The sequence below is a fragment of the Microbacterium sp. LB12 genome (assembly GCF_037150835.1).
In the GTDB taxonomy this organism is placed as follows: domain Bacteria; phylum Actinomycetota; class Actinomycetes; order Actinomycetales; family Microbacteriaceae; genus Microbacterium.
Map to the genome: position 1 here is coordinate 495,733 of NZ_JBBCPF010000001.1, position 14,246 is coordinate 509,978.

Here is a 14,246-nt window from a genome sequence, read left to right on the forward strand (position 1 = left end):
CGGCGGGTCAGGCGCGCGGTGGTCCGCTGGTCGCCCTGACCTCGAGCGAGGTCGGCAGGAAGCGCCGACGCGGGGTCTCGGCCAGCGCGTTGCTCAACAGCATCTCGCCGGCGATGCGGCCCTTCTCGACGAGCGGCTGACTCACCGTGGTCAGGCCGACGCGTCCCGCCTCGGGGATGTCGTCGAAGCCCGTGATCGTCAGATCGCCCGGCACGCTCAGTCCCTGGCGTCGTGCGGCTTCGAGGGCGCCGATCGCGAGCACGTCGCCGAAGCAGCAGACGGCCGTGAGGTCGGGATGGCGCTGACGCAGGGCCAGCAGCGCGGCGGCGCCGGATTCGACCGCGTTCTCGAACCGCTCCTCGACCGCCAGCGGCACGCCGCCGAGTCCGTCGCGGAGCCCGGCGATGCGGTTGCGCTGCACCGAGTAGACGGCCTGCGTCCAGCGGTCCTCATCGGCGGGGCCGTTGTAGCGCGTGCGTCCGAGTCGCGACGTGATGACGCCGACCTTGCGGTGGCCGAGATGCGCCAGGAACTGCCCGAGCTCGGCCGCGGCGGCGCGGTCGTCGAGTCCGACCCAGTCGGCGGCGAGGTCGTCGCGGGGCTCGTCGACGACCACGGTCGGCAGGCGTCGGCGCAGCGCGGCCTGCAGGTGCGGATCGCCCTCGGGGACCGAGTAGAAGACGAAGCCGTCCACGACCGCGCCCATGACGTTCGACACGCGCGACTCATCGACCGGGGGGCCGGTGGGGAGCAGCAGCAGGTTGAGTCGTGCCTCTTGGAGGGTGGTCGAGAGCCCGGCGAGCAGGGCGACCGAGGCCGGGTCGGCGAGGGCGAAGGGCATCTCGTCGGTGAAGACCACGCCGATCGTCTCGCTCTTGCCGCGACGGAAGCGGCGGGCGGCGGCGTCGGGTCCGGCGTAGCCGACGGCTTCGGCCGTGGCGAGCACGCGTTCCCTGACGTCGTCGCTGACCCGCTCGGGGTGGTTGTAGACGTTCGAGATCGTGGCCGGCGACAGGCCGAGCGACCGGGCGATGCTCGTCAGCGTCGGGGGCGGCGCTCCGGGCGTCTTGGTCATTTCCTCAGCCTAGTCGATTTGACGTTTCAACTGCCAGGTCGGCGTTCGCGTTGGGTCGGAAATGCCGGAAAATCAAGGATGGAACGAGCTTTGTTGACGTTGCAAGATTTACGTTCTAATATTCAAGCGATCACGAGCCTTCGCACCACCCCCGTTCTCACAGGAGAGAAAGGATCCTCATGACTGAGATCCCGTCGACGATGACCGCCAGCGTGCTGCGAGGGGTGAAGGACCTGGTGCTGGAAGAGCGCCCCGTTCCCGCTCCCGCCGCCGACGAGGTGCTCATCGAGGTCGCGAGCGTCGGCGTCTGCGGCTCGGACGTGCACTACTACGAGCACGGCCGCATCGGCCCGTACATCGTGGAGAGCCCCATGATCCTCGGGCACGAGGTGAGCGGACGCATCGTCGCGGTCGGCGCCGACGTCGACCCGGCCCGCATCGGACGGCGCGTGGCCGTCGAGCCGCAGCGCCCCTGCCGCCGCTGCGACTTCTGCCGCGCCGGCGACTACAACCTCTGCCCGCAGATGGAGTTCTACGCGACCCCGCCGATCGACGGCGCGTTCTGCGACTACGTCCTCATCCAGGACGACTTCGCCTACGACGTACCCGACTCGATCAGCGACCACGCCGCGGCCCTCATGGAGCCCCTGTCGGTCGGCATCGCCGCCGCGCAGAAGGGCGGCATCAAGGTCGGCGACACCGTGCTCATCGCCGGCGGCGGTCCGATCGGCATCATCGCCGCCCAGGTCGCCCGGGCCTTCGGCGCCGTCGACGTGGTCGTGGCCGACATCAACCCGGCCCGCCGCGAGCTCGCCGCCTCCTACGGCGCCCGCGTGGTCGACCCCGCCGCCGAATCCACGGTCGAGCTCGAGGCGAACGTCTTCATCGACGCGTCCGGCGCGACGCCCGCGATCGTCAACGGCATCCGCTCCACCCGCGCCGGCGGAACCGTGGTCCTGGTCGGCAGCGCCGACGAGTTCCCCCTCTCCGTGCCCGACGTGGCGATGCGCGAGCTGAACGTGACCGGCATCTTCCGCTACACGGGCACCTGGCCGATCGCGCGGGCGCTCCTGGAGTCCGGCCAGGTCGAGCTCGACTCGCTCGTCACCCACGTGTACGGCATCGAGCAGGTCGAGGAGGCTCTCTCCGGCGAAGGATCCGTCGACTCGCTCAAGCGCATCGTCCTGCCGCGCGTGCGCCGGGTCGACGAGCCCGAGGTCAGGAAGGCGCCATGACCGAGACGCTGCTGTCCGTGCAGGGGATCTCGAAGTCGTTCCCCGGCGTGAAGGCGCTCGACGACGTGTCGTTCGACGTGCGACCCGGCACCGTCCACGCCCTGTGCGGCGAGAACGGCGCCGGCAAGTCGACCCTGATGAAGATCATCAACGGGATCTACCAGCCCGACACCGGCACGATCAGCGTGCGCGGCGAGGAGGTGCGGATCAAGAACCCGATCGACGCCCGCGCCCGCGGCATCGCGATGATCTCCCAGGAGCTCAACTACGTGCCGGGCATGACGATCGCGGAGAGCTTCTTCCTCGGTCGCCTGCCGATGAAGTACGGCAAGATCGACTGGAAGTTCATCCGCAGCGAGGCGCGTCGCATCCTCGCCGCAGAGGGACTGGACTTCTCGATCAACCGCCGACTGGGCACGCTCACCGTGTCGGAGATCCAGACCCTCGAGATCCTCCGCGCCGTCTACCACAGCGCCGACGTGCTGATCATGGACGAGCCGACCTCGGCCATCGCGCACAAGGAGGTCGAGTCGCTGTTCGCGAAGATCCGCGATCTGCGTGCGCAGGGCAAGTCGATCATCTACATCTCGCACAAGATGGACGAGGTCTTCGAGCTTGCGGACGACGTCAGCGTGCTGCGCGATGGCACCGTGGTGAGCTCGCAGCCCACCGCCGAGATCAGCTCCAGCCAGATCATCGCGCAGATGGTCGGCCGCGACCTCGACCACCAGTCGTACCCCAAGGAGCAGGTCGAGATCGGCGAGACGGTCTTCCGGGCCACCGGGCTCTCCTCCGCGCACATGTTCGAGGACATCGATCTGAACATCCGCGCGGGGGAGATCGTCGGCCTGGCCGGGCTCATCGGCGCGGGGCGCAGCGAGGTCATCCGCGCCGTGTTCGGGCTCGACAAGCTCGACACCGGCGAGATCGAGGTCGACACGGCCACCGTGAAGATCAAGAATCCGACGCAGGCCATCAAGGCGGGCGTCGCGATGCTCTCCGAGGACCGCCGACTGGTCGGCATCGTGCCGCAGCTGAGCATCATGAAGAACGCCACCCTCGCCAACATGCGCAAGGTGATCCACGGCGGCTTCGCCCGGCGCCGCGACGAGGAGAAGCTCGTCACGGAGTACTTCGACAAGCTGAACGTGAAGGCGCCGAGCCTGCAGACGCGCATCGCGAACCTCAGCGGCGGCAACCAGCAGAAGGTGCTCCTCGCGCGCTGGCTGATCTCCGACCCGAAGGTGCTGCTGCTCGACGAGCCCACCCGCGGCATCGACGTCGGAGCCAAGTTCGAGATCTACAAGATCATGACCGAGCTCGCCAAGCAGGGCCGGGGGATCCTCATGATCTCCTCCGAACTGCCGGAGCTCATCGGCATGTGCGACCGCATCTACGTGATGTCGGCCGGACGCCTCACCGCGGAACTGACACCCGATCAGTTCTCGCAGGAAACCATCCTCACCTACGCCATGAATGAAATCGAGGTGGCATGAAAATGCTCTCCAACCTGAAGAGACTCGAGGTGAGCCGCTTCTCGATCTACATCATCCTGTTGGTCGTCATCGTCGCGGCGAGCTTCCTGAGCCCGAACTTCCTGAGCTCGGACAACCTGTTCAACGTGCTCCGCCAGGTGTCGGTGATCACGATCCTCGCGTTCGGCGCGATGACGCTGATCATCGGCGGCATGATCGACCTGTCCGCCGGCGCGGTGATGGCCTTCGCGGGTGTCGTGTCGGTCATGGTCTACAAGTCGAGCGGTCAGCTGCTGCTGGCGATCCTGGCCGGCATCGCGATCGGCATGATCTGCAACCTCGTCAACGCGTTCCTCGTGGCGACGCTGAAGACCCCGGCGTTCATCGTCACGCTGGGCATGATGCTCATGGCCCGCGGAGCCGTGCTCGAGCTCACCCAGGGCCAGAACGTGCTGCAGCTCGGCGACTTCGTGCTGATCGGCCAGGGCAACCTCGGCTGGCTGCCGATCCCGGTGCTGGTGCTCATCGGCGTGACGATCGTGATCTGGTACCTGATGAACCAGACCCGTTACGGCCGCTCGGTCTACGCGGTCGGCGGCAACGAGGAGGCCGCGCGTGCCGCCGGCATCTCGGTCGAGCGCGTGAAGTACCAGGCGTTCCTCGTCAACGGCGCCCTGGTCGGCATCGCCGGCGTCATCTTCATGTCGCGTGTCAACGCCGGTCTCCCGAACGCCGGTGTCGGCTACGAGCTGCAGGCGATCACCGCGCCGATCATCGGTGGCACCAGCTTCTCCGGCGGCGTCGGCACCGTGATCGGCACGCTCGCCGGTGCGCTCATCGTCGGCATCCTCGGCAACATCATGAACCTCATCGGGATCGGCTCGTACATCCAGCAGATCGTGATGGGCGCGATCATCGTCGTCGCCGTCGCCTACGACGTCTTCAGCAAGCGCGGCAAGGCCAAGACCACGATCCTCAAGTCCGACACCAAGGGGGATCCGTTCCCCGTCGGAGCAACCTCGTCCGATCCGGGAGGCGGTCGGGCGAGAGCCTGACACCCCTCCCTTCCGCATCGCTCCACCACACACCACACAGAAAACAGGAGAAGACAATGAAGCGTCTTACCCGCAGTATCGTCGCGCTCGGCGCCGCAGCCGCTGTCGCGATCAGCCTCGCCGGCTGCGCCGTCACCACCGGGAACCCGACCGGTGGCAGCGGAGGGAAGTCCGAGGACAAGGACGAGTACCGCGTCGCGTACATCGCCCGTGCCCAGGCCGACTCGTTCGCCGCGTGGCTCGCCAACGAGATGAAGGCGGAAGCCGGCAACTACGACGACATCACGCTCGAGGTGTTCGACGGGCAGGCCGACGACGAGATCGAGAACAAGATGATCGAGAACGCGATCGCCAACCGGTTCGACGCGATCATCATCCAGGCGAACAACGCCGACGCGCAGCTGCCGTACATCCAGCAGGCGATCGACGCGGGCATCGTGACCATCACGACCAACCCGCGCGTGGAAGGGCTGACCGGCGGCAACTCGGTCGACGCCGACCCGTACAAGCAGGGTGCGGTCGTCGCCGAGCGCGCGCTGGACGAGATCCCCGAGAACGCGAACGTCGTCGTGCTCAACGGCCCGGCCGGCAACTTCCACAGCACCGCGCGTCGCAACGCCTGGGAGGCGGAGTTCTTCGAGAAGCGTCCCGACGTGAAGATCGTCGCGGAGGACATCGCGAACTGGAACAAGGACGAGGCCATGACCCTCATGGAGGACTGGTCGCTCGCCAACCCCGAGGTCGACGCGATCATCTCGATGAACGACAACATGGCGTCCGGCGCACTCGAGGCCGTGAAGGGCAAGGGCGGCTTCGACGGCATCCTCGCCTATGGCGTCGACGGCACCCCGGAGGCCGTGCTGCTGATCGAGGCGGGCAGCATGACGGCGACCTCGCTGCAGAACGCCCGCGAGCTGGCGCAGCTGAACCTCAAGGCCGTGCACGACCTGCTCACCGGCGCGGAGGACGAGGTGAACGTCGACATCGGCAACCCGCTGATCACGAAGGACAACGTCCAGGAGTACATCGACCTGTACAAGGAAGCCGGACTGCTCGACAAGTGACACCACCGTCGGGGGAGCGGGCACCCGCCCGTTCCCCCGACGTCTGCCCTGATCCCGGAAGGACGCCCCGCGATGCTCGCACTCGCTATCGACGACGCCCGTGACCGCGCGCGACGGCTCGCCCACGACGGCCGGCCCTTTCTGCTGGGGATCGTCGGACCTCCCGGTGCCGGCAAATCCACTCTCGCCGGGGCGCTCGGCGAACCCGTGTTCCCGATGGACGGGTTCCACTTCGCCAACGAGCATCTCGACCGCCTCGGGCTGCGCGACCGGAAGGGAGCGCCCGCGACCTTCGACGTCGACGGCTTCGCCGCCCAGCTCGGTCGCCTCCGCGCGGGACACGACGTGGTCGCCCCCCGCTTCGATCGCGACCTCGACGCCGCGATCGCCGGCGCCCTGCCCCTCGCCGGCACCGACCGCCTGATCGTGGTCGAGGGAAACTACCTGCTCCACGACTCCGGCGGATGGGAGAGCATCCGCCCCCTGCTCGACGAGGTCTGGTACATCGACGTACCGGAAGACCTCCGCTTCCGTCGACTCGTCGCCCGGCACGAGTCCTACGGCCGCTCCCACGACGATGCCGTGCGCTGGGCCACCGACGTCGACGGCCCCAATGCCGTCCTCATCCGCGCGACCCGCCGCCGGGCCGACGCGATCATCACCCTGACCGAAGGAGACGACGCATGAGCGTCATGGACAAGTTCGCCCTCACCGACCGCACGGCCCTCGTCACCGGCGCCACCCGAGGGCTCGGCCGCGAGTTCGCGCGCGCCCTCGCCGAGGCCGGGGCCGACATCGTCGTGCACGGTCGGGACGAGGCGGCGGCCCGAGAGGTCGCCGCCGAGATCGAGGCGCGCGGACGCAAGGCGTGGGTGGTGCTCGGCGACCTGACCGACCGCGCCTCCGTCGACCGCATCGCCGCCGAGGCGATCGAGGCCGCGGGCGGCCGACTCGACATCCTCATCAACAACGCCGGCGCGTGCATCCACCGTCCAGCGCTCGAGGTCACCGACGACGAGTGGTCGCACGTGATCGACACCAACCTCACGGCGCTGTGGCGCATGTCGCAGGCGGTCGGCGGGCACATGGTCGCCCGCGGTTCCGGGTCGATCGTGAACGTCGGCTCGATCTCGGCGCAGATCGTCAATCGCCCGCAGTTCCAGCCGGCGTACAACGCGTCCAAGGCCGCGGTTCACCACCTCACCAAGTCGCTCGCGGCGGAGTGGGCGCCGTCCGGCGTGCGCGTCAACGCGGTCGCCCCCGGCTACATCAAGACCGACATGTCGCCGGTCGACGAGCCGAAGTTCCGGCGCTTCTGGATCGAGGACTCCGCGCAGCAGCGCTACGCCATGCCCGACGAGGTCAGCCCCTCGGTCGTGTTCCTCGCTTCGGACGCGGCGAGCTTCATGTCGGGCACCGTGCTCGTGGTCGACGGCGGCTACACGCTGTTCTGAGCCGCGGGATCGGGCGCCGTCGGGGATTCCTCCTCGGCGGCGCCCGCTCGTTTCCGTGCCCGGGATGCGCTGTCCGGATCCGGGCGATGCTCGGCGGTTCTGCGCCTTGCCCGCGGGGGAGGCGCGGGGCACGATGAGCGCATGACGTCTTCCTCCTCTGCCGCCGCCCTGCTCGTGATCGACGCGCAGGAGTCGTTCCGCCATCGAGCCGACGAGTGGGCGGCCACCGCGAATCCCGCCGTGCTCGACAACATCGCACTGCTCGTCGCGCATGCCCGCGAGGCCGGCGACCCGGTCTTCTGGATCACGCACTCCGACCCGGGAAGCGGCGGAGTGTTCGACCCGGCCTCCGGCCTCGTGCGCGTGATCGACGAGCTCGGGCCGCGCGAGTCGGAGGCGGCGCTCGGGAAGACCACGATCAACGCGTTCGCGTCGACCGACCTGCACGAGCGGCTGCAGGCCGAGGGGGTGGGTCGGGTCGTGATCTGCGGCATCCGCACCGAGCAGTGCTGCGAGACGACCGCCCGCGCCGCGGCCGACCTCGGCTATGACGTCGAGTTCGTCACCGACGCGACGACGACCTCGGCCATTCCCGCCGCCGAGGGGTTGAGTGCCGTATCGGGCGAGGACATCCTGCGCCGCACGGAGAGCATCCTCGCCGCCCGCGGCTTCGCGACGATCGTGCGCACCCGGGAGCTGGTAGGTCTCGCTGCCCAGAGTTGATGGTCTCGCCGGGTGTCGCATCTCTGCACAGCGAATTCACAGAAAAACCGCGCGGCCTCCCGTCTCTCCGCGGAAGTCCCCGCTATCGTCGGTGCCGCCACCGCCGGAAAGCGCTAGCACACGGGGCGGCCGCCTCTCTCGAACCCATAGAAAAGGGCACTCTCATGACCGGTACCGCACGTAAGGCGCTCGCAGAAGCGATCGCCACGTTCCTCTTCGTCCTCGCGATCATCGCCGCGGTGAACAGCGGCAGCCCGCTGACGCCGCTCGCGATCGGATTCACCCTGATGGTGCTCGTCTACTCGACGGGTCACATCTCGGGTGCGCACCTGAACCCCGCCGTCTCCGTGGGTGTGTTCCTGCGCGGTGGCCTCAGCGTCGCCGACTTCATCGCCTACCTCATCGCCCAGTTCGTCGGTGGCGCCGTGGCCGCGCTCGTCGCGCTCGCCGTGTGGCCCGCCGGTGAGAAGGCCATGGTCATCGAGGTCGGCCCGGCGTTCCTCGTCGAGGCGCTCTTCACCCTGATCCTCGTGTGGGTCGTGCTCAACACCGCCACGTCGAAGGACACCGCGGGCAACTCCTTCTACGGCCTCGCGATCGGTGCGACCGTCTTCGTCGGTGCGGCCACGGTCGGCTCGATCTCGGGCGGTGGCTTCAACCCGGCCGTCGCGCTCGGTCTCTCGGTGAGCGGCCACTTCGCGTGGAGCTCGCTGTGGCTCTACATCGTGGCCCCGGTCGTCGGCGCCGTCATCGCCGCGCTCCTGTTCCGCGTGCTCAACACGGACGACGCCAAGAAGATCGCCGCTGCCGAGTAATCACTCCGCTACGCACGAAGCGCCGCACCCTCCTCGGAGGGTGCGGCGCTTCTGTGGTTCCTGCGCGCGTTCACTCGTCGGGCAGATGCGCACCTGTCGGGAGATGCTGTGGGGAGGCGCCCGACATCCGTGAATCGGTCCGACAAGTGGCGGGGGTCAGCCGACGGGCACGGACGCGGCGGGGCGGGGCTCTGTCTTGTGGGTGCCGGCGGCGCGGCCGCGCACGGCCGCGACGACCATCACGACCAGGGCGATGCCGGTGAGGATGGCGCCCATCCAGATGGGCGAGGTGTAGCCGAAGCCTGCCGAGATGCCGAGGCCGCCGGCCCAGGCGCCGAGTGCGTTGCCGACGTTGAACGCGCCGATGTTCGCGCCGGAGGCGAGGGTCGGTGCGCCGCCGGCGTAGTGCATCACGCGGCTCTGCAGACCGGGAACGGTGCCGAAGCCGAAACCGCCCATGAGGAACAGGGCGACGATGGTGGCGATCCCGGAGCTCGCGAGCACGGAGAAGAGCGCCAGGACGACGACGAGCGCGGCGATGAAGATGATCAGAGTGCGGTCGATGGCGCGGTCGGCGAGGCGCCCGCCCAGCCAGTTGCCCAGGACGAGTCCGGCGCCGAACAGCACGAGCAGCCACGGGACGGCCGAAGGCGCGAAGCCGCTCACCTCGGTCAGGGTGTAGGCGATGTAGGTGAAGGCGCCGAACATGCCCCCGAACGCGAGGATCGTGACGACGAGCGAGAACCACACCTGTCCGGAGCGGAATGCCGCCAGCTCGCTGCGGAGGCTGACCTGCGCGGTCGGCCGGGGGAGGCGCGGGACGAGCAGGGCGATGCCGGCGAAGGCCAGTACGCCGATACCGGAGATGGCCCAGAAGGTCGAGCGCCAGCCCAGCTCCTGGCCGAGGAAGGTGCCGAACGGCACGCCGAAGACGTTCGCGGCGGTGAGGCCGGTGAACATGATCGCGATCGCACCGGCTTTCTTCTCCGGGGCGACGAGGCCTGCGGCGACGACGGATCCGATGCCGAAGAACGCGCCGTGGCAGAGGGCGGCGATGATACGGCCGAGCATCGCGACCCCGTAGTCGTCGGCGAGGGCGGTGAGCACGTTACCGATGATGAACAGCACGATGAGGCCGAGCAGCACGGGTTTGCGGGGGAGGCGGGTGGCGGCGGCGGTGAGCACGAGTGCACCGACGACGACGGCCAGAGCGTAGCCGGAGATGAGCCAGCCGGTCGCGGATTCGCTGACCCCGAAGTCGCGGGCGACCTCGGGCAGCAGGCCCATGATCACGAACTCGGTGAGTCCGATGCCGAACGCCCCGATGGCGAGGGCGATCAGTCCTAGGGGCATGACTATTCTCCTGGTACATTGGTGGGAATACTTGCAGACGCGGCATATTGCGCGTCGAAGGATAATGATTGCACACGCAAGTATCTGGCGCAAGCAACTATCTCGGAGGATGGCCATGGGTATCGGTGACGACGCCGTCGAAGTGCGTGCCCAGGGGTGGCGCACGCTCGCCGCGCTGCACGGTCTGATCGAGTCCGCGCTCGAGCGCAGCCTCGCCGAGTCGGTGGAGCTCTCGGTCGTCGAGTACACCGTGCTCGATGCCCTCGACCGGCAGGACGGCTGGCACATGCGCATGCAGCAGCTCGCGCGCGCCGCCGCCCTGAGCCCCAGTGCCACCACCCGGCTCGTGAACCGTCTCGAAGACCGCGGTCTGCTCACCCGCATCCTCTGCGCCGACGACCGCCGCGGCATCTACACCGAACTCACTCCCGCGGGACGCAAACTGTACGAGCGCGCCCGCCCCCTGCACGATGCCGCGCTCGCCGAGGTGCTGGAAGAGGCCGCGACGCAACCGGAGCTCGCCCCCGTGGTCGAGGTGCTGCACGGCGTCGCACTGCCGTCGCTCGCCGCGCGGTGAGCGGTGACGGAGCAGTGCGTGCGATGACGGATGCCTCCGGGCCTCGCCGTGTCCTCCTGGTCGGAGCCGGAAAGCTCGCCACCCTCCTCGCACCCCGGCTGCTCGCGGACGGCCGTGAGGTGTTCGCCCTGCGCCGGAGCGAGTCCCCGCTGCCCACCGGGGTGACGGCCATCCGTGCCGACCTGGCCTCCCCGCCGACCGCACCGCTTCCTCCTGTCGACGCGATGCTCATCACCCTCCCTCCCGGAGTCGACTCGACCGCGTATCGCACGGCGCTGACGCACCTGGCGGAGGCGCTGCCGGCCGTGCCCGCCCGCACGGTGTTCGTGTCATCCACCGGAGTGTTCGAGGGGACGGAAGCCGAACATCCGTTGACGGAGCAGGATGAGCCGACCCCGACGACCGAACGCGCGCGCGGGCTGCGTGACGGCGAAGAGGTGGCCGTCGAACTGTTCTCCGCCGTGATCGTGCGCCCGGCGGGCATCTACGGCCCAGGCCGTGAGTTCCTGCTCCGGCAGGTGCGCGAGGGCGTCGGCGTCGATCACGCCCGCCGCACCAACCGCATCCACGAGACAGACCTCGTGCGCGCGCTCGACCTGCTGCTGCGGATGGACGATCCGCCGCGACTCGTGCACGCGGTCGATGCGGCGCCGGCGCCGCTGGGCGATGTCGTCGGCTTCATCGCGCGAGAGCTGGGGATGGATGTTCCGCCCGATGTGCCCTCCGCCGGTCCGCGGGGCTTCGTGTACGACGGGGCGCTGCTGCGCTCGCTGCTCGGGACTCTGGCGTACCCGACGTACGAGGACGGGTACGCGGACATGATCGCGCCCGCGGCCGCATCGCACCCGTAGCCTGGGCTCATGACCAGCACCAGTGCACGCACCGCCGTCGAGGTCGTCGATTGGCGCCGCCGGGTCTTCGCTCTGTACGCCGCCGTGCGCGAGGCCGAGTCTCCCGAGGAAGCGCACGAGCTGTGGCGCATCGAGCGGGACGACCTGATGGCACGGCACCCCGCGACCCCGCTGCTGCCCGAGGATCGTGCAGCATTCGAGGGGCTGCCGATCGCGTCCTACGACCCGCAGTGGCGGTTCGAGTTGCAGATCCTGCCCGCCGAGCCCGGTGGGTTCGAGTTCGCCACCGGAACAGACGGCGTCGTGCCGTTCGAGCGCATCGGTCGCGTCGAGATCCTGGATACCGGCGCACTGGACGTGTGGCGCCTGAAGTCGTACGGCGGCGGCCTGTTCATCCCCGTGCGCGATGCGCTCGCCGGACGCCCTGGCGGTACCTACGGCGGCGGGCGGTACCTGATCGACACGATCAAGGGTGCCGACCTCGGCGCGGATGCGGAGCGAGGCACGATCGTGCTCGACTTCAACTTCGCGTACAACCCCTCCTGCGCCTACGACCCCGCCTGGGCGTGCCCGCTCGCGCAGCCGGGAAACGTGCTCCCGGTCGCAATCCCGGTCGGCGAACTGTACGGCGGCGCAGCCGACTGAGCGCAGCGGTGAGTCACACCGCGAACGCGAGAGTCTTCACCGATCAGCCGGGGTCGCGCGTGCGCCGTCGGCGCAGCGCGGCCGAGATGACCGCGACGATCGTGCCGACCGCGACGCCGATCACCGTCTCGATGGCGCGGTCCTGCAGCAGCACATCGACGGGGGTGGGCGCGGAGAGGTGCACCATGAGCAGCGCCAGAGGTGTCACGAACACCATCGCGATCCCATAGTTGCGCCCGATGAACAGCTCGGCGGCACCCTGCAGCAGCACGACGACGGCGATCACGGCGATCGGAGGGAGGTCGAGCGCGAGGATCCCCGCTGCGACGAGCACGCCCAGCAGCGTGCCGACGAGTCGCTGGATGCCGCGGATCACCCGGGCATTGAGTTGCGCACCGCTGACCGCGGCGACCGCTCCGACGGCCGCCCAGTACCAGTGCGAATCCATGATCAGCAGGCCCGCGATGCCTGCGCCCACGATCGCGACGGCGGTCGATGCGGCCATCTCCCCGGCGATCGGTCCGACGGGGCGTCGCGGTTTCGGGGCCCTGTCGCCCGTGCTCAGGGACACCACCGCGACGAGGGTCGTGATCCCGAGCCCGAACAGCACACTGGCACCGCCCACCAGGAGCACATCGCCGAAGGATGCCGTCGTCGCGGGGATGGTGGCGCACGCGCCGGCCGCGAACAGGGCGAACAGCGGACCCGGCGGATGCCAGTGCAGCGTGTAGGCGAGAAGCGTGACGACCGCGGCGACGACCGCGACGACGAGGATGCTGACGAGGGGCGACACCGCCAGGACCGACAGGCCGGTGCCGATCAGCATCGAGAGGAGGAGCACTCCGCCCGCGCCCGCCTGCATCCGGAGACGATCCCGGAACACGTCGTGCCGACCGTAGAGCGCCGCGAACGCGCCGAAGCTGGCGTAGATGCTGAGGTCGAGGCGTCCCAGCGCCCAGAGCACGAGGAGCGGGGCGGCTACGCTGACGGCCGCCCGCAGCGCGACCCGGTGATCACCGCGATGCGGCTCGAGGCGCAGCACGCCGGTCCACACCCGACCCCGTGATTCCGTCACCGATCCAGCCTACGTCCGCCCCCGGGGCGTCCGTCGCGCGGGCGTCAGGCCCGCAGTCGCTCGGGTGCCTGCCGGACGCGGAACCACATCGTCAGTTCCATCAGGGCTCGGCCGATCATGTCGTGGTCACCCATGCGGAGGTCGTCGAAGGAATCGCGATATCCCTCCGCCATCGCGGGATCCGGCGCCACCATCGGCTGATACCCCATGGTCCACTCGGCGAACCGCCGTTCGTGCAGAGGTTCCTCCAGCAGCACGCGGATGTCGCGGTGACGAGGATCGTCTGCGATGCGAGCCATCAGGAAGCTCACGTCGTCCGCGACCCCCTCCAGGATCTGCACGAACTCGCCCTCGCGGTACAGCAGCATGCCAGTGATGCCACGGGCCTCGTTGGCGGCTCGACTTGTCGTGAGCAGGTCGCCGAGCTCGGCGTCGTCGAAGGGGCGCGTCGCCGTGCTGCAGTACACGAGCGAGATGAGCGGATGATCGGTGGTCATCGAGCTGCCTCTCTTCCTCGGGTCGATTCGGAGTCGGCGGCGGCCATGGCCGCATGGTGGTCGTCGAAGTCGCCGATGACCCGCGACGACGCATCGAAGGCGCGCCAGGATCCGGAGGCCTGACGATCGACGTAGCCGAGGAACGTGCCCTCTCGGCTGCCGACGTAGAAGCCGGCCGCGACGCAGGCCCACAGGGCTCTTGCGGGTGGAAGGGCGGTATCGGTCATCGTGTCCCTCGGCAGTCGCGGGTGATGGGTCCGGGGTCGCCCGAGGCGAGGCGCTGCGGGCAGGCGGAGGTGACCACGTTCATGATGTCGACGATGTCATGACGCGGAAAAGCTGTCGAAGGGCT

Annotated in this window: 16 protein-coding genes; 11 read left to right on the forward strand and 5 right to left on the reverse strand. The window is 69.0% G+C overall.

Annotated elements, in window-relative coordinates:
• Positions 1–7: 7 nt before the first annotated feature.
• Positions 8–1,075, reverse strand: coding sequence for a LacI family DNA-binding transcriptional regulator (locus WFM69_RS02430; RefSeq protein WP_337001281.1), 1,068 nt, complete (start codon positions 1,073–1,075; stop codon positions 8–10).
• 179 nt (positions 1,076–1,254) lie between these two features.
• Between WFM69_RS02430 and WFM69_RS02435 the strand changes: the two genes are divergently transcribed.
• The 8 genes from WFM69_RS02435 to WFM69_RS02470 all read left to right on the forward strand — a co-directional run bounded on the left by WFM69_RS02435 (position 1,255) and on the right by WFM69_RS02470 (position 8,896).
• A complete protein-coding gene (locus WFM69_RS02435; RefSeq protein ID WP_337001283.1) occupies positions 1,255–2,310 on the forward strand; it encodes an NAD(P)-dependent alcohol dehydrogenase in 1,056 nt (351 codons plus the stop codon).
• A complete protein-coding gene (locus WFM69_RS02440) occupies positions 2,307–3,806 on the forward strand; it encodes a sugar ABC transporter ATP-binding protein (RefSeq protein ID WP_337001285.1) in 1,500 nt (499 codons plus the stop codon). The genes WFM69_RS02435 and WFM69_RS02440 overlap by 4 nt, the downstream gene beginning before the upstream one ends.
• Positions 3,803–4,840: an ABC transporter permease gene (locus WFM69_RS02445; RefSeq protein WP_337001287.1), complete on the forward strand. Its 1,038-nt coding sequence runs from the start codon at positions 3,803–3,805 to the stop codon at positions 4,838–4,840. Before WFM69_RS02440 ends, WFM69_RS02445 begins: the two co-directional genes overlap by 4 nt.
• 56 nt (positions 4,841–4,896) lie before the next feature.
• Positions 4,897–5,904, forward strand: a complete 1,008-nt coding sequence (locus WFM69_RS02450) for a sugar ABC transporter substrate-binding protein (protein ID WP_337001289.1) — start codon at positions 4,897–4,899, stop codon at positions 5,902–5,904.
• A gap of 72 nt (positions 5,905–5,976) precedes the next feature.
• Positions 5,977–6,591 carry a nucleoside/nucleotide kinase family protein gene (locus WFM69_RS02455; RefSeq protein WP_337001291.1) on the forward strand — a complete coding sequence of 205 codons (615 nt, stop codon included), beginning with the start codon at positions 5,977–5,979 and terminating at the stop codon, positions 6,589–6,591.
• Positions 6,588–7,358 (forward strand): SDR family NAD(P)-dependent oxidoreductase, encoded by a 771-nt coding sequence (locus WFM69_RS02460; protein ID WP_337001293.1) that lies wholly within the window; start codon positions 6,588–6,590, stop codon positions 7,356–7,358. Before WFM69_RS02455 ends, WFM69_RS02460 begins: the two co-directional genes overlap by 4 nt.
• Positions 7,359–7,499: 141 nt before the next feature.
• On the forward strand, positions 7,500–8,081 hold the full coding sequence (locus WFM69_RS02465; RefSeq protein WP_337001295.1) for a cysteine hydrolase family protein: 582 nt from the start codon (positions 7,500–7,502) through the stop codon (positions 8,079–8,081).
• A gap of 164 nt (positions 8,082–8,245) precedes the next feature.
• Positions 8,246–8,896 carry an MIP/aquaporin family protein gene (locus tag WFM69_RS02470; RefSeq protein WP_337001297.1) on the forward strand — a complete coding sequence of 217 codons (651 nt, stop codon included), beginning with the start codon at positions 8,246–8,248 and terminating at the stop codon, positions 8,894–8,896.
• Between the two features lie 156 nt (positions 8,897–9,052).
• Here WFM69_RS02470 and WFM69_RS02475 read toward each other — a convergent pair whose 3' ends face one another.
• The gene (locus tag WFM69_RS02475; RefSeq protein ID WP_337001299.1) at positions 9,053–10,249 is read right to left on the reverse strand and encodes an MFS transporter; all 1,197 of its coding nucleotides are present in this window, start codon (positions 10,247–10,249) and stop codon (positions 9,053–9,055) included.
• A gap of 115 nt (positions 10,250–10,364) precedes the next feature.
• Here WFM69_RS02475 and WFM69_RS02480 point away from each other — a divergent pair, with 115 nt between their 5' ends.
• From WFM69_RS02480 to WFM69_RS02490, 3 genes are read left to right on the forward strand one after another with little or no spacing between them, the layout of a single operon-like run.
• Positions 10,365–10,826 carry a MarR family winged helix-turn-helix transcriptional regulator gene (locus WFM69_RS02480; RefSeq protein ID WP_337001301.1) on the forward strand — a complete coding sequence of 154 codons (462 nt, stop codon included), beginning with the start codon at positions 10,365–10,367 and terminating at the stop codon, positions 10,824–10,826.
• Positions 10,827–10,849: 23 nt separating this feature from the next.
• Positions 10,850–11,677: a sugar nucleotide-binding protein gene (locus WFM69_RS02485; RefSeq protein ID WP_337001303.1), complete on the forward strand. Its 828-nt coding sequence runs from the start codon at positions 10,850–10,852 to the stop codon at positions 11,675–11,677.
• 9 nt (positions 11,678–11,686) lie between these two features.
• Positions 11,687–12,322: a DUF1684 domain-containing protein gene (locus WFM69_RS02490; protein ID WP_337001305.1), complete on the forward strand. Its 636-nt coding sequence runs from the start codon at positions 11,687–11,689 to the stop codon at positions 12,320–12,322.
• Between the two features lie 43 nt (positions 12,323–12,365).
• Here WFM69_RS02490 and WFM69_RS02495 read toward each other — a convergent pair whose 3' ends face one another.
• From WFM69_RS02495 to WFM69_RS02505, 3 genes are read right to left on the reverse strand one after another with little or no spacing between them, the layout of a single operon-like run.
• Positions 12,366–13,397, reverse strand: a complete 1,032-nt coding sequence (locus tag WFM69_RS02495) for an FUSC family protein (protein WP_337001307.1) — start codon at positions 13,395–13,397, stop codon at positions 12,366–12,368.
• A gap of 44 nt (positions 13,398–13,441) precedes the next feature.
• Positions 13,442–13,894 carry a BLUF domain-containing protein gene (locus WFM69_RS02500; RefSeq protein ID WP_337001309.1) on the reverse strand — a complete coding sequence of 151 codons (453 nt, stop codon included), beginning with the start codon at positions 13,892–13,894 and terminating at the stop codon, positions 13,442–13,444.
• Positions 13,891–14,121, reverse strand: coding sequence for a hypothetical protein (locus WFM69_RS02505; protein WP_337001311.1), 231 nt, complete (start codon positions 14,119–14,121; stop codon positions 13,891–13,893). The genes WFM69_RS02500 and WFM69_RS02505 overlap by 4 nt, the downstream gene beginning before the upstream one ends.
• Positions 14,122–14,246 lie beyond the last annotated feature (125 nt).